We start from the raw sequence: 23728 nt of genomic DNA on the forward strand, positions 1-23728 counted from the left end.
GAGGTGTCTAGTCGGCGTCTGGGCTTGGTGTGTTGGTCGGCAGAGCAACAACCGAAACCTGCAGTGCCGGCGACCACTCTGAGACCATACCCGCGATGGTGGCAGAGCCACACGTCACGCTGTACTGCACGGAGAAGTTACTGGTTGCCGAACGGATATCGGCTGACGTTTCGGCACCGGGCATGCGGGTCACCGTGGCGCCACCGTCAACGGACAGGTTGTAGGTCTGCACGGAAAGACCGGCAGGGCAGGTAGCCGATGCTGCGTTCCACTGCACGGTGAAGGCAGTGTTTGGTGGAACGGACGAAGACGTGATGCCAGGAGTGCCGTCGACATAAATCGTTGGCGCCGTCGTTGGGGCGTTCGGGCCACTCACCGCGGTGAAGTATCGAAGCGTGATCTCGCGGGTGAACGGGATGTTTCCACGAGGCGTGATGTCTTCAACCGTGTTGACGGCCTGGTCAGAGGATGCGACAGAGCCGGCAACGGGCGTCACGATGGTGAAGCCCATCGCATTGAGCTCAGCCACGGCCTGGTCGATGTTTTTACCGATCCACTCGGACGGCACAATTTCTGCGCTCGTTGGGGTGGTTTCGGTTGGCGTCTGTGACGTAGATGGCTTTTCCGAAGTCTTTGGAGGCGTGGTTGGCTCGTCGTCGCCGTTATTGCTGTTGGCAGACCACAGCGTGAAGCCGAGCACAATTGCAAGGATCGCGATGAGGGCAACAAGCGGCCACGTCCACGGGCTGCGCTTCTTCTTCTCTGTCTCTTCAACATCTTCGTCGCCGTCGACCGACTCGAGCGGGATTGCGGCCGTTGAAGTTCCGGTTGTTGCTGACATGATGCGCGTCGCGTCATCAGCGGGCATGACCGAGGTCATGATGCGGGTTGAGTCGTCGGCCTGGTCGAGCAGCAGGATGGCGGGTACTGCCGCTGCCGCCGTGCGGACATCGCCGCGGTGGAGCGCAGCGGCTGCTTGCGAGAGCTTGAGCGCGCTTGCTGGGCGGTCCTTTGGATCCTTGGCAAGGCAAGCAAACACCAGGTTGCGTACCGGCTCGCTGACGGTGCTCGGAAGCGGCGGTGGCGTCTCATTGATCTGGGCCATCGCGATTGCAACCTGCGACTCGCCCGTGAAGGGACGCTTGCCAGCGAGGCATTCGTAGGCGACGATACCGAGCGAATAGACGTCGGTTGCCGCGGTTGCCTGGTGGCCGCTCGCCTGTTCTGGGGCGAGGTACTGAACGGTCCCCATGACCTGGCCTGTGGCAGTGAGGGGCACCTGGTCGGCGATGCGGGCGATGCCGAAGTCGGTGATCTTGACGCGGCCCTCTGGTGTGATCAGCAGGTTACCCGGCTTGATATCACGGTGAACGAGTCCGGCTTCGTGGGCGGCATGCAGGGCGCTGGCGGTCTGCGCAACGATGCCAAGCACGCGGTCGGCAGGCAGTACGCCTTCGCGCTCGATGATGGTAGAAAGCGGCTCGCCCGGGACGAGCTCCATGACGATATAGGCAGAACCCTGCTCTTCGCCGTAGTCAAACACGTTGGCGATGCCCTCGTTGTTGACGAGTGCCGCGTGGCGGGCTTCTGCGCGGAAACGCTCAAGGAAGCCGGGGTCGCCCATGTACTCGTCTTTGAGGATCTTGATCGCGACGGTTCGGCCAATGATCCTGTCGGTGGCCTTCCACACCTCACCCATGCCCCCAATGGCAATTCGGGAGATGAGCTCGTAACGTCCACCAAATGTCAATCCTGCTGTTGGTCTCATTGGTTCAACACCGCCTCTATAACTTTCTTTCCAATTGGTGCTGCGATGCCCTCCGAAGTACCTTCGAGGCCCATCCCACCACCGTTTTCAACAACTACACCCACGACTACCTTGGGGCTTTCTGCAGGAGCGAAGCCGGTAAACCAGAGGGTGTACGGCTTATCCGTTCCGTCTGTCAGGGTTCCGTTTTCGGCGGTTCCCGTTTTACCGGCGACATTGACTCCGTCTATTCTGGCAGTCGTCGCGCTTCCGGCCGCGTTCGACACCACGCTGATCATCATTTGAGTGATCTCCTCGGCCGTCTCAGCCGACATCGGGGTTGAGAAAACCTCGGGCTTGAACTCACTGACCGTTGCGAGGTTGTCTGAGTTCACAACGCTGTCGACCAGCTGTGGCTTCATAAGCTGGCCGTCATTGGCGATCGCCATTGACACCATTGCCATCTGCAACGGGGTGGCCATAACATCTTGCTGTCCAATTGCTGAGAGTGCGGTCTGCGGCGCGTTTTGGACGCGAGGAATGAAACCTGGAGTCACTGGAAGCGGAATGTTGAGCTCAGTGTCAAACCCAAAGGATTCGGCGGTATCAGCAAGTGCTTCGCTGCCGAGCTCAACGCCAAGCTGAGCGAATGGCGTATTACACGATGACATGAGACCCGTGGCAAGCGTGGTCGTTGCCCCCGGCCCGCAGGTTCCGAGCCACGAGTTGCGGACAATCGAGCTGCTCTGCGGCAGCTGGTACTGTCCCGTGTTTGGGAAGGTTGATTGCGGCGTGTAGTCGCCACTCTCGAGAGCCGAGGTCGTGGTCACGAGCTTGAACGTTGAACCGGGGTGGTTTCCGCCATTGATTGCCCGGTTAATGAGCGGATCAGTTGGGTCGTTGAGCAGCGAGTTGTACGTCTCGATGATCTGCTTATCGTCGTTTCCCGTGAGCGAGTTTGGGTCGAATGTTGGCTTTGATACGAGCGCAAGAATCTTGCCGGTGCTCGGGTCCATGGCCACAACGGCACCGGTCATGTCGCCGAGGGCATCCCAGGCAGCCTGCTGAACAACGGGGTTGATCGTGAGCTCTACCGAATCGCCCTGCGGCTTCTGTCCAGTGATGATGCGGGTGAGCTTGTCGATGAACTGCGAGTTGCTTGTGCCGCTCAGCTCGGCATTGAGGGCTGACTCGATGCCCGTCATGCCTTGGTTTAGCGTGTAGTACCCGGTAATGGCCGAATAGAGCGGGCCCTGGGGGTATTCCCGCGTGAACTTGAACTCGTCATCGGTTGGAACTGACTGAGCAACGGCCTGACCGCCAACCAGAATTGCGCCGCGTTCGACGTCAAAGCTGGCGTAGCGGGTGCGGGTGTTTCTCGGGTCAGCCCTGAGCTCGTCGGCAGCGCCAACCTGAATGATTGTGCTGGACGTCATGAGCGCCAAGAACATGACAAAAATAACCATGCTGACACGCTTGAGCTGCTTATTCACTACTCGATCACCAACTTCGGTTGGTTTCGGATGGTGTCGGAAAGCCTGATGAAGAGCGCCACGATTATCCAGTTAGAAAGCAGAGATGACCCACCCGCCGCAAGGAACGGCGCCGTGAGACCGGTGAGCGGGATCACGCGAGTAACGCCGCCGATCACAATGAAGATTTGCAGGGCGATCACAAAGGCGAGGCCCGTTGCGAGCAGCTTGCCGAAGTCGTCGCGGCCAGCGAAGCCAATGCGAAGGCCACGACCGATGAGGATGAGGTAGAGAGCAAACAGCACAAACATGCCGGCGAGCCCGAGTTCTTCACCGATGCTCGGCACGATGTAGTCGCTTTGTGACAGCGGGGTGATCTCTGGGCGGCCCTGGCCCAGGCCTGTTCCCGTCATGCCGCCGTTGGCCATACCAAAAAGACCCTGGACGAGCTGGAGGCTTCCGCCGGGGTATTGGTCGTATACCGCCTGGTCGAAGGGATTGAGCCAGTTCTGAAAGCGGTTCGCAACATACTCAAGTTGCTGACCGGCAAGAAGGGCACCGGCCCCAAAGAGGCCAAGCCCGATGAGAATCCAGCTTGCTCGCCCGGTGGCCACGTAAATCATGACGAGGAACAGGCCAAAGTAGAGCAGTGAAGTACCAAGGTCGCGCTGGAACACCAGCACCGACATGGCAAGGAGCCAGAACACGAGGATAGGGCCGAGGTCGCGAACGCGGGGGAAGGACATCCCGAGGAACCGCTTGCCAACCATCGAAAGTGAGTCTCGGTTCCGCACGAGGTAGCCGGCGAAGAAGATGGCGAGCGCGATCTTGGCTATCTCACCCGGTTGGAAGCTCATGAAGTCGCCAAGCGAGATCCACACCTGGGCGCCACCCTTGATGTCACCCAGTCCTGGAACAAGCGGGAGCAAGAGCAGGACGACGGCTACCAGGCCAAAGATGTACGTGTAGCGCAGTAAAACTCGGTGGTTGCGAATGACCACGATGATGATGATGGCCGAAATGATGGCCATGCCCGTCCAAGCGATCTGGCGCGTTGACGTCGCCTGCCAACCGGTGAGGCCGACGGCGAGGTCGATGCGGTAGATCTCAGCAATGCCGATGCCGTTGAGTAGGGCCGCGACGGGGATGATGAGCGGGTCGGCATCCCTCGCAAAGAATCGAACGGCAACGTGCAGGCACAGCACGAGCACCGAAAGTCCGCCAATGAGCAGCACCGTTTGGCCGTCGAGGGTGCCAACGGCGCCCCACTGAACAAGCACAATTGCGGCCGCATTGATGGCGCACGCAAACAGGATGAGGATCAGTTCAAGATTGCGAAGTTTGCGCGGGTTCTTGTCAGAGGACGAGCGGCTTGAGGGCGCAGCGTCAACCTCGGAGACGTTTGACTTAGCCATCAGTGTCCTCCAATCGCAGCACGATTTCTCGGGCATTTTCGATGGATTCTGCGTTGATGGTTGCTTCTACCCTTCGGCGATCAAAGGCGCCAAGGCTGTCGATGGGGATGCCGGTGTCTTCAAACTCGGAGGAGAGCGAGATGGGCCCAACATCCTGCTGGATGCCCTGATAAATGAGTACCGTATCGCCGTTGGTGCCAACAAAGAACCTGGTTTGGGTCCACTGGTAGGCGAGGAAGGTGCCCGTTGCCAAGATGGCCGCTACGAGCGCGACCGCAAGCAGCCAGATCACGCGGCGCTGCCGAACGCGACGGCGCGACTCCGCGATAATTTCGTCGAGGTAGTCGTCAACACGGGGCTCAAAGTGGCTCTCGGGGACCGGGGCGACTCGTCGACCGCCGCGCAACCATCCTCCACCAGACGCTGAGTCAGACTCTGCCTCGCCGTACGCAATGGGCATCGACGCAGAGCCAACCGTTTTTGGCTCGAGGTCTGCCTGCGGGGTGGCGTGAGTTTCGAGGAGCACCGCCGTGACGTTGTCTGGCGCGCCGTGCACAAGGCTCTTCTCAATGAGCTTGTCAACCGCGCCATCGAGGCTGGTGCGCTGCGTGAGGATGTCGTGAAGTTCGGTGTCGCTCACATAGCTGCTGAGGCCGTCGGAGCAGAGCAACCAGACGTCGCCTGGCTGGGTGCGGAACACCATGGTGTCGATCTCTGGCGAGGAATCCACATCACCAAGGACGCGCATGAGGACCGAACGGCGAGGGTGGGTTTTTGCTTCTTCTTCTGTGATTCGTCCGCTATCAACGAGGCGCTGGACAAACGTGTGGTCTGCCGTGATCTGACTGAACTCGCCCTCGCGGAGGAGGTAGACACGCGAGTCGCCAATGTGGGCGAGCGCCAACTGGTCACCAACCGTGATTAAACCGCTGACCGTTGTGCCCATTCCGGCGAGCTCAGGGTGCTCGTACACGGTCTCGGACAGCACCTTATTGGTGGTGAGAAGCTTGTCGCGGAACGCGGAGGCAGCATCCTCGGGGGCCGTGAACTCGCGATCGAGTTCCTGCAGGCTTTTGATGGTGAGGGCCGATGCGACGTCGCCACCGGCGTGGCCGCCCATGCCATCGGCAACAACAAACAGGTCAACGCCGGAATAGCCGGAGTCTTGGTTGTTTGCCCTGACCATGCCAACGTGCGAGCCGGCCGCGCTCGAATAATAGACGGTCAACGGCACCTCCCCGTTGGGAGGCTGCAGAGAGGCCGAGTTGTCGGCGATAGCGTAAGGGACACGACTTAGTGTCTCAGCTCGAATGAGGTTTTACCGATAGTGACGGTCGAACCGGGCGAAACGGCAACTGGGCGAGTGACACGGACGTTGTCGAGGAACGTGCCGTTGGTCGAGTCAAGGTCGTGCAGTATCCACTGGCCGTTTTGGAGCACGAGGCGGGCGTGGTGGGTTGAGGTGTATTCGTCGCGGATCACGAGGCTCGACTCGCTAGAGCGGCCAATCGTGAGCGGGTCGCTGCTGAGCTGAACCTCGACGCCGGATTTTGGTCCGCTTGTGATGACAAGGCGAGAAGCCGGGCCTGAGGGCGCTGCGCTTGGGATTGAGGGGCCGCCAACCGTCGAAATGATGTTGGTTGCCTGATCTGGTGACGAAGGGGAAAGCGGAGTCGCAGCGACGGGCGCAACGTAGGGCTGCGGCTCTGCAGCATCCTGGTTGGGAGTCGCCTGCTTGAGTTTGCGGACAGGAGCCCCAAACAGATCGCTTTTGAGTGCATAGACCACCGCAAAAACGAAGCCCCACAACACCAACAGAAAGGCGAGGCGGAGCACAAGCAGTGTTAGTTCACTCACAAGTTTCTCCAGAAATCGTCTCCGACGCTTGGCTGGGCAACCGTTTGGTCACCAACAGCCGCGGCGTCGCGGGCGGGGGCAGCTGTTTGTGGCAGCACCCGATAGATAATACGCGTTTGTCCAATAGAAATCTCGGAATCCGGCTCAAGCGCTGCCTGAGTGACGGCGCGGCCGTTGACCTTTGACCCGTTGGTTGAGCCAAGGTCGCGGATGTGCCCGCGCTTGCCATCCCAGGTGATCTCGATGTGCTTTCGAGATGTTCCCGTGTCGGCAAGGGTGATGTCTGCATCGCTGCCGCGCCCAATGATCGTGCGGGATTTGGTGAGCGGATGACGTTTGCCGTCGATGTCGAGAACGGGTGCCCAGTTGATGGACCCCTTGATGGTGTTTGCGTCGACCTGGAGCACTCCGTCGGTGAGCGACGCATCCGGTGAAAGTTTGACCGACACGCCGCCAGCAAATTGGTAGCTCTGGCGCTTTGCGTGCTTCTGGATGATTTGCAGCAGCTCATCGCTCAGTGCGTGGCCAAGCTTGGTCATGCGCTGATAGTCGGTTGGGGAGAGCCGCACGACAAACGAGTTTGGGGCGAGGATGCGGTCGCGATCGACCACAACCGCATTGATGTCGAGTTCGCGCTTGATCGCCGCGGCGATTTCAACGGGCTGCAGGCCAGAGCGGAAGGTCTTGGCGAACGCACCATTGACGGCGCGCTCGAGACCGCGCTCAAAATTGTCCAGGATGCCCACGAAAACTCCGTATCTTGTGGTGACACATTCAAGAGAATGTTACTTGGCTTGGCTGAGTCTCGGTTACGTTCGTTGATATTCCGGGGAAATGCTCGGGTTTAGCGGTCGATATTGGCGATGTCGGCCGTTCGGATGGGGCTTGCTGGTTGGGAGTTTGGGGCGCCCTTTTGGGTTTTGGCCCTAATACTGGTAATCTCGCTGAGTCGTCGTAGTTTTTGTTCAACAGAAACCGCGGCCAATTCAAACGCGCGAGTGGCGGAATGGTAGACGCGCTGGCTTCAGGTGCCAGTGCCCTTCGGGGCGTGGGGGTTCAAGTCCCCCCTCGCGCACGTTTGTAAAATTAGCTCCTCACCAACGAATTTCGGTTCGGGTGAGGGGCTAATTTTTGGTTAACGGGCTGTCACTCAGGGGATCTGGCTCAATATCATTCACGTATCGTCTGCGTACATCGGCAACATTTTGACCGTTGAATCTCTCAAATCCTCTAAAGTAAGAGGGACTACTACAAGAACACGTTTATGTAACCGACGAAACTGCAGGCGCTAGCTCCCGGGGGGACACGTTAAATCGGGTCAATCGTTGCAAGCTGCCTTAATCGTTGAAAGGCAACAGCACAATGATCCGTGCACAATCTGGTCGTCCCAAATTGTCGGGCGCGACGCCCCGCAATGGTAAGCGAGCGCTTGCCCTTGTTCTGAGTGCTGTTCTGGCGCTATCCGGCCTCGGCTCACTCGCCGTGGCGCAGGCCCCTGCCGCGCAGGCAGAGACGCTCGACAACGGCTTTAGCCAGACGTATTTTGTGAACGACATGCGGGACGTTGCCGATGCAAACCCCGGCGATGGTGTGTGTGCGACTCGCTTTACGGCGGGCACCCCGGCTACGGCGACGTGTACGCTGTACGCCGCGATTCAGGAGGCCAATGCGCGGCCGGCCGGTGAGAGCATCCTCATTGCGCCCGCCCCACAGATTCGCCTGCTCAACGGAACGTTCGCTCCGAGCGCCGAGATTGAGATCAACTGGAACACAACAAACAACCCCGCTCCCCAGGTGCCCAACATGTCGACCAACATGGTCGCGGACTCAGGTATTAGCGGAACCATTGACGCTGACACTGCCTCGCGCTACTGGATCAGGCACGACAACGTCACCCTCGACTTCCAGAACCGGCTTGGCTGGAGCATTGTGTCGGATGCCGGCCCCAACATGCTGCTTTTTACGGGCAAGGACCAGACGTTCCGTAACTTCACGAAGCTCACAAGCGCAGAGAGCGGTATTTATGTTGGAGCAACGGCCGAAAACTTCTCGCTGATTAACGGGGCGGTTGCGAACCCAGCAACCTCGCCTGCTCTCCCCTCTAACTATGCCATTGAGCGTGGTGTGGTGATCGTGGAGGGGGCAAAGAACACCCTCATCCAGAACATCCACTTCCAGCGCAGCTATTGGGATGCCGTGCTGCTTGCCCCTGCCTCGAATAGTTCGTACGTCATCAACGGGCTCACAATCGACCGGAGCAGCTGGGATCAACCGGTGAACGGCGGCGGCTACGACCCTGCCTACAACTTCTTTGTGCGGAACTGGAACTCGGCCGTATCTGGCCAGGACATCCTCATCACCAACAACACCGTGCGTGCGTGGGGCGCAGACGGCGGCAACAGTAACGTGATCCAGTTCCTCAACGGCACCTGGAACAACGTCATGATTCGTGGAAACACGTTCACCGCAACCGTGAACCAGAGCGTGAACCCGATCATCTTTAATGCGATCGGGCCAACGACCTCCACCGTTCGAGACAACACCTTTATCTCGACAATTAACCGGTCGAGCACGGTCGACTACTCCTGGGTACGTAGCTATGGAAACACGGCAGGCGTACAGACCTTCAACAACAACTTTGTCGGAGGCAATAACGCGGTTCAAATGACGAACCAGGCGACAACTCCAGCGACAACCACAAATCCGATTTTCCGCAACACCATGACGCGGGTCTCCGGCACGGTGACCGCGGCCAACGAGAACACGCTCACAGCCAACAACAACATCTACAACTCGGCCAACGGAACGATCCGCACGACGTATCCGACGCTTGCCACGGTTGTTGACACCCCGCCGCAGTCGTGCCGCATCGACCTCACCATCGCGCCACCAGGAACGGGCGGAACCGCCATCCCGACCCAAGAGATTTACGTGGATGCCTACCTTGGCCGGACCACGGCGAGCGGCGGCGATAACGTTGGCCTTGAACAGTATCTCGGCCGAATCAGCACCACGCAGGCAGCGCTCCCAGGGGTGTTCAGCCTGCCTTACACCGGCGCAGGCGCCGGTAACGTGGTCCGACTTCAGACCACCGAGGTTGCCACCGGTCGGACCTCGCAGTACTCGCGAACAATCGCGGCGACAGGGGCAGACACGTGCGCGCCCCAGTCTTGGATCAAGCAGGGTGGCTGGTTCAATGAGGCTGGCGACCTGTCCTCCACTCAGGAAGACCCAACGTCGTTCCGCAATGTCTCGTTCGACATCCGTACGTCAGAGCCCCTCGGCACCAACGGTCTGACGGAGTCTGACATTGTCTTCTCGGGAACCGCACCCGGACAGCAAGTTGTTTCGCTGACGCAGGTATCGGACACCTCTTGGGCGTTGGTGACCAAGGCAAACGGCACCGGCACAATTGTTCCAACCATCCCAACCGGGGCCATCAGTGACCTCGCGGGAAATGTGAGCGTTGATCCGTCAAATACCGCAACAGCCCCAATTAACTTTGCCGGCTACACCGATGCGTCGCAGACAACCGGAATCGCCGGGCCGGATGTTGACCATTCCGTGCTGTACAACTCGCCCCTTGCGATCACCGACCCGACGCCGCTTGAGCTTACGGTTGCCGAACCTGGCACCAACACCTCAACCTTCCGAGTATCCAATCTGTCAGTTGACGAGTTTGACCGGGTGACAAAGGCCCCCTCCGCAACGGTCTTCCTGAATCAGGTCTGGTCGGATCTGGTACCCGATGCCACCCTCCCCATTCCGACACCGCCCCAGACTGCGGCCGGTATCGTCAAAGCGCTGCCAACCCACGACAACCTGAGCACCACAGAGCCAACACTCGACACGATTGACCGTTACGTGGATGTCCCGGTACAGGCGATCGACAACCTCACCGTTGACGGTACGAGGGGCGCAACGCTCAACCTCCAGGTCACCTCTGATGATCCCGAGTTTGACGGCCTGCTCCTCAGCCCGGTTGACGTGACAGTCACGGATAACGACCGGCCGGTTGCGGCGTCATCGACGCTTGCCGTGAGCCAAAATAACCAGCTGGCCAATGGCGCCGCGGTGAACACCCTCACCGCAACCGTGCAGAACGCCGACGGTGCTCTGGTAAACAATGCGTCTGTAACGTTCAGCGTGCCCGCAAACACCACCTGGCCAGGTCCAGACGGGACAATCGGAACGGGCGATGACGTTGTTGGGCCCGGCACGGCAACGATCTTGACCGGGGCGACAGGGACAGCGCTCCTTGCCCTTTCGAGCACAACTCCTGGTACCTATCCGGTGACCGCGAGCGTCAACGGGACCGAGAGCATTACCGGCTCGCCGCAGAGCGTGACGTTCACCCGCGTACCAATTGACGTGGCATCCCCTGACACGAACTACACCGTCTCGACCGGAAACGCCGTTGCAGACGGTTCGGCAACGCACACCATCACGGTCAGGCTGATCGATGGAGCTGGACATCCTGCCGCAGGATGGGCCGACCGCCTCGCTGCCGTCGCTGCCCCGGCAACGGGTGTGTCGGTAAGCGGATTCGCTGCCACCGCCACGCCTGGCGAGTACACGGCGACCGTGACCTCAACGCAGGCCGGAGCAAAAGGCATCACGGTTTCCCTGCTTGACGATGATGATGCGAGCCACGCGATTAGTCTGCTCGCCGCTGGGAACCCAAATGCGGTCTTTATCGCCGGCACCCCCGTCATCGGTGACGGGTTCTCGTCTGTCGCGATCGACGACAGCAACGACAGGCTTGCTGACGGCAGCGCATTCCACCAGGTGACCGTTGTGCTGGCCGATGCCAACCACAACCCCGTCACCGGAGCGGCCGCGCGGCTCAGCTCAAGCGTCGCTGACAACACCAACGGCGCCGTGACGGTGACGGCATTTGCCGAAACCGGCACCCCAGGCACCTACCTCGCCCTCGTTCGGTCAACCGAAGCCGGCGCCCAGCAGGTCACGGCCGCATTTGACGGCACCCTGACCATAGGCACGGTTACCGCCAACTTCGCGGCGGGCGCCGTTGATCTTGGCAACCCCGGCAGCCGCTTCAGCGTCTCGTCAGGCAATGAACTTGTTGGCACGGGCCAGCACACCGTCACGGTGACCCTCGCGGATGCGAACGGCAACCCCGTCGCGGGCCAGGCGGCAACACTCAGCGCGACATCCGCAGGCGCCCTTGGCGCCGGAGTGATCACCGGCTTTGTCGAAACGGGAACACCGGGCACCTACACCGCGACGGTCACGTCAACTCTTGCCGGCGGCAAAGTCATTACCGCCCGCTTTGGAGTCAGCGCGATCACGCTCGCTGGCAACGGAACGGCAACGTTTATCGCCGATGAGGTTGACCTTGGCAACTCATCGTCGGGATACACGGTCTCGGGCGGAGAAGTATCGGTTGAAGACGGCGAACACGGTGTAACCGTCACGCTCGCTGACCGCTTTGGCAACCCCGTCACCGGCCGTGCGGCCGATCTGCTGGCCGTAACAGGAGACGACCTTGGCACCGGCGCGATCACCGCGTTTGTCGAATCAGCGAAGCCAGGCACCTACCTTGCCGTGGTGACCTCCTCCGTCTCCGGCGAGAAAACGATCACGGTGACCCTCAGCGGCGACGACGTATCCCTGACTGGCAACGACGTGGCGAGATTCGAGGCCGGCGGTGTTGACGTCGACAACATCGGGACCCGATACTACGTCTCAGGCGGAGACGAAGTCGTCAGCACCGGCGAGCACGTCATCACGGTGACCCTGTCAGACGCGCTTGGTAACGCGGTTCCAGGGCAGGCCGACGGCATCCTCTCGACCACCCTGAACGACCTTGGCACCGGGTCCATCTCGGCGTTTACCGAGACCTCTACACCCGGCACGTACACCGCGACGATCACCTCAACCGTTACTGGCGACAAGGTCGTGACGACGGTCTTTGGCGCCGAGCGGCTCACCGTCCTTCTCGACGGCAACGACACCGCCACCTTTGTTCCCGCGCCGGTTTCGCCGGCCCTGAGCGGGTTTGAAGTTTCGACGGGCAGCCAGACCGCCGGCGTTGGTAGCCACTCTGTGGTGATTCAGCTGAAGGATGCGTTTGGCAACCCGGTTCCCGGCCGCGCCGGAGACCTGGCCGCGACAACCAACACTCCGGACGGCGTCTCAATCGCCGCTGTGGTTGAGACCGGCACTCCCGGAACGTATTCAGCGGTCATCACCTCAACAACTGCGGGAGCCAAGGTCATCTCCGTCACCCTTGACGGCGATGCCATCACCGCGACGGGCAATGACACCGCGCTCTTCGCTGCGGGCGGCGTAGACCTTGGAAATCCCAATAGCCACTTCTCGGTCTCTGGCGGCAGCGTTTCGGTGTCTGGCGGCTCACACTCCGTGACGGTGACCCTTGCGGATGCGTTTGGCAACCCGGTCTCGGGCCAGGCTGTGAATCTTGTCGCCGCAACGGTTGATAGCCTCGGCTCCGGCGCCATCACAAACATCGTCGAGACGGTTCCCGGCACATACACCGCCACGATTACCTCGTCGGTCTCCGGGGACAAAACCATAACCGTGACGCTTGGCGGGGCGGATGTGACCCTTGCAGGTAACAACATCGCAAGCTTTATCTCGGGCGGCGTTGCGCCAGGTAACGAGAACACTCGCTACTCGGTTTCATCAGGCAACCAGACCGTTGGCACCGGATCACACACCATTTCGGTGACACTGGCCGACGCCGACGGCAACCCGGTTGGCGGCCAAGCTGCCGGCCTCACCGGCGCAACATCCGCGGGTATCGGCACCGGTACTATCTCGACGTTCACCGAGTCGGGAACCACGCCAGGTACCTACACCGCAACCATCAGTTCGTCGGTCTCAGGCGGCAAGCCAATCACCGTCACCTTTGGCGCAGTGTCACTCACGCTTGAGGGCAACGGCACGGCGGCCTTTGTCGCCGGTGCAGTTGATCCCGCGAACACCCTCACCGGCTACGTCGTATCCGGCGGACAGGTCTCGGTTGCAGGCGGGTCTCACTCCGTGACGGTCTCCCTCGCCGATGCGTTTGGCAACCCTGTTTCTGGACAGGCCTCCCTGCTTACGGGTGCCTCGTCGGCCAACCTTGGCACCGGCGTCATCTCGGGCTTTACCGAGGGCGGCGTCGCGGGAACATACACCGCCACAATCACCTCAAGCAATGCCGGGGCAAAGCCCATTACCGTTACCCTCGACGGTGATGACCTCACGCTGAGGGGCAACGGAACGGCAACGTTTATCGCCGGCGGCGTAGATCCAGGTAACGCCGGCACTCGCTTTTCCGTCACCGAGGGCAGCCAGCCCGTTGGCACAGGAACCCACACCGTCACCGTGACCCTCGCAGATGCTGACGGAAACGCGGTTTCTGGACAGGCCGCAGGGATTGCCGCCAACACCACCGGCAACCTAGGTACCGGAGCAATTAGCGCATTTACGGAGACCGGCACTCCCGGAACCTATATCGCCCTCGTGACGTCGAGTGTTGCCGGTGGCAAGACCATCACCGCAACGTTTGGCGGCTCTGGCCTGACCACTGTTGCCAATAATGTGGCCAATTTTGCCGCGGGCGCAGTTGACCCAGCGAGCCCGTTCACCGGGTTTGCGGTGAGCGCAGGCGAGGCATCCGTCATCGGGGGAACCCACACCGTGACGGTGACCCTGTCGGATACCCTCGGGAACCCCATTTCGGGGCAGGCAGCTTCGCTCGCGGCCACGTCATCCGGAGACCTTGGCACAGGCCTCATCACCGGGTTCGTAGAAACGAGCACACCAGGCCAATACGCGGCAACAATTACGTCATCGATCGCGGGCCCTAAGACCATCGCGGCCACCTATGTTGGCACCGACCTTGTTGCGCTCGGCAACGAGATCGCGACGTTTGTCGCCGGTGACGTCGACTTCACAAACGACGCCACAAACTACTCCGTCTCGACCGGAAACCAAACGGTTGGCACCGGTGAGCACACCGTGACGGTGACGCTTGCGGATGTAAATGGCAACCCCGTCTCGAACCTTGCGTTTGCGATTGTGGCCGCAACATCCGATGATCTTGGTGCTGGCGCCATCTCGGCGTTCACCGAGTCGGAGACCGTGCCTGGCACCTATACCGCCACCGTCACATCGACGCTCGCTGGAGGCAAAGCCATCACGGTGACAACCAATGACGAGGCCGTGACGCTGCAAGGGAACGGGACGGCAACCTTTGCCGCAGCAGCCGTTGACCTCGGCAATGCACAGAGCTCGTACTCGGTCTCAACCGGAGACGAGACCGTCGTATCGGGATCGCACACGGTGACGGTGACACTCGCCGACGAGTTCGGTAACCCCGTTCCCGGGCAAGCGAGCGAACTCTCGGCAACAACAACCGACGACCTCGGTTCGGGAACGGTCTCAGGTTTCACTGAGTCTGGAACCACACCCGGCACGTACACGGCATCCGTCACCTCAAGCATCGCCGGCACAAAGGCGCTCACGGCGACGTTCTCTGGCGATGACATCACGCTGAGCGGCAACGATAGCGCCACGTTTGTTGCTGGTGCCGTTGACACTGGCAACGCGGGGACGGCGTATTCCGTGTCGGCCGGCGACCAGCCAGTGAGCACCGGTAGCCACGTTGTGACGGTGACCCTCGCGGATGCCGAGGGCAACGCGGTTTCCGGCCAGGCAGGAACCCTGACCGCCGCAACCACTGACCCGCTCGGAGCCGGAGACTTCTCCGTCTTTACCGAGTCTGGTTCAACGCCTGGTACCTACACGGCATCCGTGACCTCGACGATCTCGGGAAGCAAAGCAATCACCGTAACGGTTGGTGCCGAGCCCGTCACGCTGGATGGCAACGGGACAGCTATCTTTACCTCGGCCGCCGTTGATCTCACGAACGACGGCAGCGCGTACTCCGTGTCGACCGGTAACGAGACCGTCGGCACCGGCTCGCACACGGTGACCGTGACGCTCGCGGATGAGTTTGGGAACCCCGTTCCCGGACAGGCAGGCGATCTTCTCGCCGAGACGGTCGACAGCCTCGGTACTGGCAGCGTCTCATCCTTCACCGAGTCGGGCACAACACCCGGTACGTATACGGCTACCGTGACCTCAAGCGTGTCGGGGTCCAAGACCATCACGGCCACATTGAGCGGCGACCCGGTCACACTCTCTGGCAATGGCGTCGCGGTCTTCGTGGCAGGTGGCGTTGACCTGACAAACGATGGTTCGAACTACTCCGTTTCGACGGGTGACGCCTCCATTGAGGGTGGGTCACACATCGTCACCGTGCATCTCGCGGATGCGCTTGGCAACCCGGTTCCCGGCCAGGCCGCGAGCCTCTCCGCAGACACGGTCGACGATCTTGGCTCCGGGTCAATTACCTCGTTCACCGAGGGTGCCCCAGGAACCTACACTGCAACGGTTACCTCGAGCCTTGCCGGTGGCAAGACGCTGACGGCGACCTTTGCGACCGAGGCAATCACCCTCGACGGCAACGACGTTGCCACCTTTATCGCTGGTGGCGTTGACCCGGATAATGACGGTACGCGCTACTCGGTTTCGGCGGGTGACGAGATCGTCAACACCGGATCGCACACCGTGACGGTGACCCTCGCGGATGTTGAGGGGAACCCTGTGCCAGGGCAGGCCGTTGGCCTCGTCGCGAGCACCCTTGACGATCTTGGCACCGGCTCCATCCAGGGCTTTGTAGAGAGCCCAACAACGCCGGGAACGTATACGGCGACCATCACGTCAACGGTTTCGGGTGCGAAGGTCATCACGGTCACCTTTGGTGGCTCCGACATCACCCTCGACGGGAACGACACCGCAGTATTTATCGCTGCCGCGGTTGACCCAGGCAACGCCGGCACCAGCTATTCCGTCTCGGCGGGAAGCGAAACGGTTGGCACCGGCTCGCACACCGTAACGGTGCTGCTGGCTGACGCGTTTGGCAACCCGGTTCCCGGCCAAGCCGCGACCCTGACCGGCAGCTCGGTAGCCGACCTCGGCACGGGCGTTATCACCGGCTTCACGGAGACGGCTACGCCAGGAACATACACGGCGACGGTCACCTCCAGCGTTTCGGGTCCAAAGCCCATCACCGTTACGGTCGGTGCCGCCTCCGTCGAGCTTGCTGGCAACGGCACTGCCCTCTTCGCCCCCGGCGAAGTAGACCTTGGTGCCTCTGGAAGCGGATTCTCGGTCTCGGGTGGGGATGCCTCCGTTGAGGACGGCGAACACACCGTCACCGTGACCCTCACCGACGCGTTTGGCAATGCGGTATCTGGGCTGGAAGCTGATCTCACGGCATCCACGAGCGACGACCTTGGCTCAGGCTCGGTCGGTGCGTTTGTGGAAACCGGTACAGCTGGCACCTACACGGCGACCATTACGTCGAGTATTGCCGGTGGGAAAACAATCACCGTGACCCTCGGCACCGATGCCGTGACGGCAGACGGCAACGTGGTCGCCACGTTTATTGCAGGCGGTGTTGACCCAGGCAACGCTGGCACGCGCTACTCGGTATCTTCCGGCGACGAAACGGTTGGTACGGGCGAGCACACAATTACGGTGACCCTTGCGGATGCAGCCGGCAACCCGGTTCCTGGCCAAGCGACTGGTCTGCTGGCCGTCACCGCCGCTGATCTTGGCGCGGGTGACATCTCAGCATTCACCGAGGTCTCTGGGACCCCAGGTACCTACACGGCGACGATCACCTCCACGATTGCGGGCGACAAAGCCGTGACCGTGACAACGGCCGGCTCCGCGGTGACCGCAGACGGTAACACCACGGCAACCTTTGTTGCTGCCGGCGTTGACCTGAACAACGCTGACACCTCGTTCTCGGTATCAACAGGAGACGCCTCCGTTGATGGCGGCAGCCACCAGATCACCGTTCTTCTTGCCGACGAATTTGGCAACCCGGTATCAGGTCAGGAAGCGGAGCTCGCGGCAGCAACGGCTGACTCGATTGGGTCGGGAAGCATCTCGGCCTTTACCGAGAGTGCGAGCAGCCCGGGCACGTATACCGCAACGATCACGTCGAGCGTCACGGGCGGAAAGACCGTGACGGCAACGTTCGCGACCGAGGCGATCGCGCTCAACGGCAACAACGTGGCGACCTTTATCGCCGGTGGTGTTGATCCTGATAACGCCGGCACGCGTTACTCAGTTTCAACAGGCGACGAGACGGTGAGCACGGGTTCACACACCATCACGGTGACGCTTGCGGATGCCGAAGGCAACCCAGCCCCCGGCCAGGCCGCGGGTCTGACAGCAGACACCGTCAATGACCTCGGGGTTGGCTCCATCTCCGGCTTCACTGAGGTCTCGGCAACTCCTGGCACTTACACGGCCACCGTGACCTCGACGGTCTCTGGTGACAAAGCCATCACGGTGCTCTTTGGGGCGAGCCCAGTGACCCTTGACGGGAACGGCAGCGCATCCTTCGTTGCGGGCGCCATTGACTACGGCAACGCGGCTACCGCATACGCCGTCTCGACTGGCGACGAAACGGTTGGCACCGGCGAACATACCGTCACGGTGACGCTTGCGGATACCCTTGGCAACCCAGTGCCAGGCCAGGCGGCTGGTCTTGTTGGAGCAACCGTTGACGGCCTTGGAACCGGCGGTATCTCTGGCTTCACCGAAAGCGGGACGACTCCAGGCACCTATACCGCGACGATTACCTCGACGATTGCCGGCGAGAAAACCATCACGGTCTCTCTCGGGGTCAACACCATCAGCGCCTCTGGCAACGTCATCGCGAGCTTCATTTCTGGCGGCGTTGACCTGGGGAACGGCGGAACGAGCTACGCGGTATCGACGGGAGACGTCTCGGTTTCCGGCGGCGTCCACGAGGTCACCGTCACGCTCGCGGACGAGTTTGGTAACGCCGTTTCCGGTCAGGCCGCTGGTCTCGCGGCCACGACGGTTGACGACCTCGGCTCTGGCTCGATCACCACGTTCACCGAGGTTGCTGGGACCCCAGGAACCTACACCGCCGAGATCACTTCGAGCGTTTCTGGCGGCAAGACGATCACCGTCACGCTTGGTGACGAGGCTGTCTCGGCAGCGGGCAACAGCATCGCGAGCTTTATCGCAGGAGGGGTAGACCCCGGAAACGCTGGTACCCGCTACACGGTATCCACTGGCGATCAGACAGTTGGCACTGGCGAGCACACAATCACGGTGACCCTCGCGGATGCCGACGGCAACCCCGTCCCCGGCCAGGCAATTGGTCTTGCCGCGACCACAACGGACCCAATCGGCACGGGTGATATCTCGCCCTTCACCGAAGACGCAGGAACCCCAGGCACCTACACCGCGACCGTCTCCTCCAGCATTGCCGGAGACAAGACGATCACGGTGCAATTTGGCGCAAGCTCCGTCACCGCAACAGGCAACACCGTCGCGACCTTTGTCGCCGGCAGCGTCGACCTCTCGAACCCCGGCAGCGGTTACTCCGTGTCAACGGGTGACGAGACAGTTGGCACGGGAGCCCACACGGTGACGGTCACGCTCGCCGATAGCCTTGGCAACCCCGTTCCCGGCCAGTCGGCAGAGCTCGACGCGGCGACGGTCAGCGGCCTTGGCACTGGCTCCATCACCAACTTTGCAGAGGATGCCGGTACCCCTGGCACCTACACGGCAACGATCACCTCCACGGTTGCCGGAGGCAAGGTCATCACGGTTGACCTTGCTTCGGCAGACGTGCCGCTCGTTGGTAATGACACGGCAGTATTTATCGCCGCCGCAGTTGACCTCGCAAATGGGGGCACGGTCTACACCGTCTCCACGGGGAACGAGACGGTTGGCACTGGCTCGCACACCGTGACCGTAACGCTGCTTGATAGCTTCGGCAACGGCGTGACCGGGGCGGCAGGTCTGCTTGTTGGCAGCGCGACCGGCCTCGGCACCGGTTCGGTTTCGGCGTTTGCGCCAACCGGAACCGACGGCGTTTACACCGCAACCGTGACGTCGAGCGTGGCCGGCGACAAGCCAGTTAGCGTGACGTACGACGGCGATGCGGTAACGGCATCCGGAAACACCAGCGCGGTATTCGTTTCTGGTGGTGTTGATCTCAGCAACCCAGCAACCTCGTACACGGTCTCGACCGGAGACGCGACGGTTGGCACCGGCTCGCACACCGTCACGGTGACGCTTGCCGATAGCTTTGGTAACCCCGTGAGCGGGCAGGCGGCTGATCTTGAAGCGGCCACCGCATCCAACCTCGGAACGGGCATCATTACCGGCTTTGTGGAGTCGGCTACTGCAGGCACCTACACGGCCACCGTCACCTCAACGGTTTCGGGCGCGAAGCCAATCGCGGCAACGCTGAATGGCGACACCATCACGCTTGCTGGAAACGGAAGCGCAACGTTTGTCCCTGCGGCGGTTGACCTTGGAAACGGGGGCAGCGGATTCGCCGTCTCTGGTGGCGATGTGTCGGTCAGCGGAGGCTCCCACCTTGTCACGATTACCCTTGTGGATGCCTTTGGCAACCCGGTGCCGGGACAGGCATCCGACCTGCTGGCCGCAACCGCCGATTCGCTCGGCAGCGGATCCATCACAGCAGTGAGTGAATCTTCCACAACCCCAGGCACCTACACGGCATCCGTTACGTCAAGTGTTGCCGGTGGGAAAACGATCACGGTTACCTTTGGCGGTGACGATGTCACCGCATCCGGCAACGTCGTGGCGAGCTTCATCGCCGGCGGCGTAGACCCGGGTAACGATGACACCGGCTATGTGGTGAGCACCGGAGACCAGACCGTTGGCACCGGATCACACACCGTAACGGTGACCCTTGCCGATGCCGACGGCAACCCGGTCCCAGGCCAGGCGGCTGGACTCACTGGCGCCAGCGTTGACCCCCTCGGAACCGGCAGCGTCTCGGCGTTTACCGAGTCAGCAACCGTCCCTGGAACCTACGAGGCAACCGTCACGTCGAGCGTTGCTGGGGAGAAAGCCATCACGGTGCTTTTCGGTGCTGCTCCGCTCACGCTGCGAGGCAACGGAACGGCGACGTTTGTCGCGGCCGCGGTCGACCTTGGAAACGCCGGTACTCGCTACGGCGTCTCAACGGGTGACCAGGTTGTCGGCGCCGGCTCGCACACCGTCACCATTACTCTCGCGGATGGGCTTGGTAATCCGGTTTCCGGCCAGGCAACAGCGCTGCTCGCGGCCACCTCTGGCAGCCTCGGCGCAGGATCGATTACGACAGTGATCGAGACGGCCACACCAGGAACCTACACGGCGTCAATAACGTCAACAGTTGCGGGAAGCAAGCCAGTGACCGTCAGCTTCGGCGGCGACGCCGTGACGGCATCCGGCAACACCTCCGCGGTCTTTATCGCGGCGGCTGTTGATCCCAACGCCGACGGCACGTCATACTCCGTTTCTGGCGGCGATGCGTCGGTCGAGGGCGGTTTGCACCTCATTACCGTGGTGCTGGTGGATGCCTTTGGCAATCCCGCACCAAGCCATGCCAGCGAAATCGCGGCCTCAACCGCAGCCGACTTGGGTACGGGCGCAATCTCGGCATTTACCGAGACCGGCACGCCCGGAACATACACCGCCACCGTGACTTCGTCGATTGCGGGAGACAAAGCGATTACCGCGACCGTGAACCTTGCGGCGATCACCCTCAACGGCAATGGAACGGCGACGTTTACCGCCGGCGGCGTTGACCCAACCAACCCTGGAACCTCCTTCTCCGTCTCGACCGGCACGCGGCCAGTTGGTGCCGGAGCGCACACCGTCACCGTGCTGCTGGCGGATGCTGCGGGCAACCCCGTACCCGGCCAGGCCGCTTGCCTGACCGCCTCGACCCTTGACCCGCTTGGCGCCGGGCTGATCGACGGATTCACAGAGACGGTACCCGGCACCTACGAGGCTGACATCCACTCCACCATTGCTGGTGAGAAGACCATCACCGTGACCTGCGGGGCAACCGCGATCGCGGCAGATGGAAACGATGTGGCCGAGTTTGTCGCCAATACCGTTGACCCAGGTGACTCTGGCACTGATTTTGGCGTTTCTATCGGAAACCAAATTGTGGGTTCAGGCTCGCACACGGTCACGGTGCACCTCGCCGACGAGTTCGGTAACCCGGTTTCCGGCCTCGCTGCGATGCTTACCGCATCCACAACGGACCCACTGGGAACCGGGGTTGTCACCGGCTTTGTCGAATCGGCAACGACCCCTGGAGAGTATGTTGCCACGATCACTTCAACCGTCGCCGGTGTGAAGCACATCAGCGTCGAGTACAACGGCATTGAGCTTTCATCTCCCGGTATTGACACCGCCTCCTTCATTGCGGCGGCCGTCGATTTGACCGCAGATGGCACCAGCTATTCCGTCTCGGGCGGCAGCGTGTCGGTCAGTGGAGGATCACACACGGTGACGGTGACCCTCGCGGATGAGTTTGGTAACCCAGTTCCCGGACAGGCCGCCCAGCTTGTGGCCGCCACAGCGGCCGACCTCGGCACCGGCACGGTCACTGCGGTGACCGAGTCTGCCACGCCAGGCACCTACACCGCGACCGTCACCTCGTCGATTGCGGGTGGCAAGGCCATGACCGTTGAGTTCAGCGGCAGCCCCGTAACGCTCAACGGGAACGATACGGCCACGTTTGTGGCTGGTGGTGTTGACCCGGGTGACGCCGCGACTCGATACTCCGTCTCCGGCGGGGTTGAGCGCGTTGGCACCGGTTCGCATACGGTGACGGTGACGCTCGCCGACGCGTCGGGCAACCCGGTCTCTGGTCAGGCCGCTGGACTCACCGGTAGCTCGTCAGCATCCTTGGGCACCGGAGGTATTTCGGCCTTCACCGAGACGGGAACTCCTGGAACCTATGAGGCGACGATCACGTCAACAGTTGCAGGGGCGAAGGCCATCACCGTTGCCTTTGGCGGTTCAGCCCTGACGCTCGACGGGAACGGCACCGCGCTATTCTCGCCGGGGAACGTTGACCCAAACCACGCGGGCACCGTCTACTCGGTCAGCCCCGGCGCGGCAACGGTCGGCACGGGTTCGCACACGGTCACGGTGACAGTCGTTGACGAATTTGGGAACCCCGTCAGCGGGGTGACCGACCTGGCCGCGGCAACGTCGGCGGCGTTGGGTGCAGGCACAATCTCGGCCTTCACCGAGACGGGCACCCCCGGTACCTATGCGGCCATCATCACGTCAACGATTGCCGGTGCCAAGCCCGTTACCGTGACGCTCGGGGCAGAGAGCCTCAACCTCTCTGGAAACGGCAACGCCCTGTTTGTATCGGCGGCGGTTGATCCGAGCCGGACGACCGTAACGGCCACTTCTCCAGTTGCCGCCAACGGTAGCGACTTCAGCGTTGTGACGGTTTCCCTCTTTGACCAATACGGCAACCCGGTCACCCAACAGGTGCCTGTTACCGTGACAACAACGCTGGGTTCAGCATCCGCCAGCGCCTACCAGGGCAACGGAATCTACACGGCCCAGGTGCGTTCGACGGTGGACGGGACGGCCACGGCATCCGCCACCATCAACGGCGTGCCGTCAACGGCCTCGGCCGAAATCGTCTTTACCGACAGCACACCCCCGACGCCGCCAGTGGTTGACCCCACAGATGGCAACGAGGTGACTGGCTGCGCAGAGCCAGGATCAACGGTTACGGTGTACGACTCGGCGGGCAACGTTATCGGCACGGCTGTTGCCGGCGACGATTGCCGGTTTGTTGTGACGCTCAGCCCACCGCAGGAGCCAGGCAGTGAAATCACGATCACGGTGACGGATCCAGACGGAAACGTGTCTGAACCGATCACCGTGCGCGTTGGCCTGATCTGGATGACGCTTGCAGCAGACTCCCTCCGAGTCGGTGCCACCCAGCGTGCCTTCGGTCATAACTTCCAGCCCGGCGAAGTTGTCTCGGGACTCCTCCAATCTGACCCAATCGATCTTGGTACCCAGGTTGCGGATGCCAACGGAGACGTGACCTTTGAGGTCCGCATCCCCGCTGGCTTCGATCTTGGTCGCCACACGATCACGCTCACTGGTGACTTCAGCGGCAGCGTTTCGGAATCCTTCACCGTTATCGGTGCACCAGAGGTTGCCGTGACGGGTGCCGACGATGTCCTGCCGGTCACCCTCGGTGGCCTCGTGCTGATCCTCGGCGGCTTCGTGCTGGTCGCCGTACGCCGTCGACGGGAGGACACCCGCTAGCCCGACCAGACGCAACCAATCGTGAC

General features: G+C 61.6%; 7 protein-coding genes and 1 tRNA gene. 2 read left to right on the forward strand and 6 right to left on the reverse strand.

What is annotated here, in order from left to right:
* Positions 1-7 precede the first annotated feature (7 nt).
* From FHX76_RS12645 to FHX76_RS12670, 6 genes are read right to left on the reverse strand one after another with little or no spacing between them, the layout of a single operon-like run.
* Positions 8-1768 (reverse strand): protein kinase domain-containing protein, encoded by a 1761-nt coding sequence (locus FHX76_RS12645; protein ID WP_167151150.1) that lies wholly within the window; start codon positions 1766-1768, stop codon positions 8-10.
* On the reverse strand, positions 1765-3240 hold the full coding sequence (locus tag FHX76_RS12650) for a penicillin-binding transpeptidase domain-containing protein (protein ID WP_167151152.1): 1476 nt from the start codon (positions 3238-3240) through the stop codon (positions 1765-1767). The genes FHX76_RS12645 and FHX76_RS12650 overlap by 4 nt, the downstream gene beginning before the upstream one ends.
* The gene (locus FHX76_RS12655) at positions 3240-4634 is read right to left on the reverse strand and encodes an FtsW/RodA/SpoVE family cell cycle protein (protein WP_167151154.1); all 1395 of its coding nucleotides are present in this window, start codon (positions 4632-4634) and stop codon (positions 3240-3242) included. Before FHX76_RS12655 ends, FHX76_RS12650 begins: the two co-directional genes overlap by 1 nt.
* Positions 4627-5868, reverse strand: a complete 1242-nt coding sequence (locus tag FHX76_RS12660) for a Stp1/IreP family PP2C-type Ser/Thr phosphatase (protein WP_424960765.1) — start codon at positions 5866-5868, stop codon at positions 4627-4629. Before FHX76_RS12660 ends, FHX76_RS12655 begins: the two co-directional genes overlap by 8 nt.
* A 59-nt stretch (positions 5869-5927) precedes the next feature.
* Complete coding sequence (locus tag FHX76_RS12665) at positions 5928-6491, reverse strand: FHA domain-containing protein FhaB/FipA (protein WP_167151156.1); 564 nt, start codon at positions 6489-6491, stop codon at positions 5928-5930.
* On the reverse strand, positions 6488-7237 hold the full coding sequence (locus FHX76_RS12670) for an FhaA domain-containing protein (RefSeq protein WP_167151158.1): 750 nt from the start codon (positions 7235-7237) through the stop codon (positions 6488-6490). The genes FHX76_RS12665 and FHX76_RS12670 overlap by 4 nt, the downstream gene beginning before the upstream one ends.
* Before the next feature lie 246 nt (positions 7238-7483).
* Here FHX76_RS12670 and FHX76_RS12675 point away from each other — a divergent pair.
* A tRNA-Leu gene (locus FHX76_RS12675) sits at positions 7484-7566 on the forward strand.
* Between the two features lie 287 nt (positions 7567-7853).
* Entirely contained in the window at positions 7854-23702 is a 15849-nt protein-coding gene (locus FHX76_RS12680; RefSeq protein WP_167151160.1) for a beta strand repeat-containing protein, read from the forward strand.
* Positions 23703-23728: the final 26 nt, after the last annotated feature.

The sequence above is a fragment of the Lysinibacter cavernae genome (assembly GCF_011758565.1).
GTDB lineage: Bacteria > Actinomycetota > Actinomycetes > Actinomycetales > Microbacteriaceae > Lysinibacter > Lysinibacter cavernae.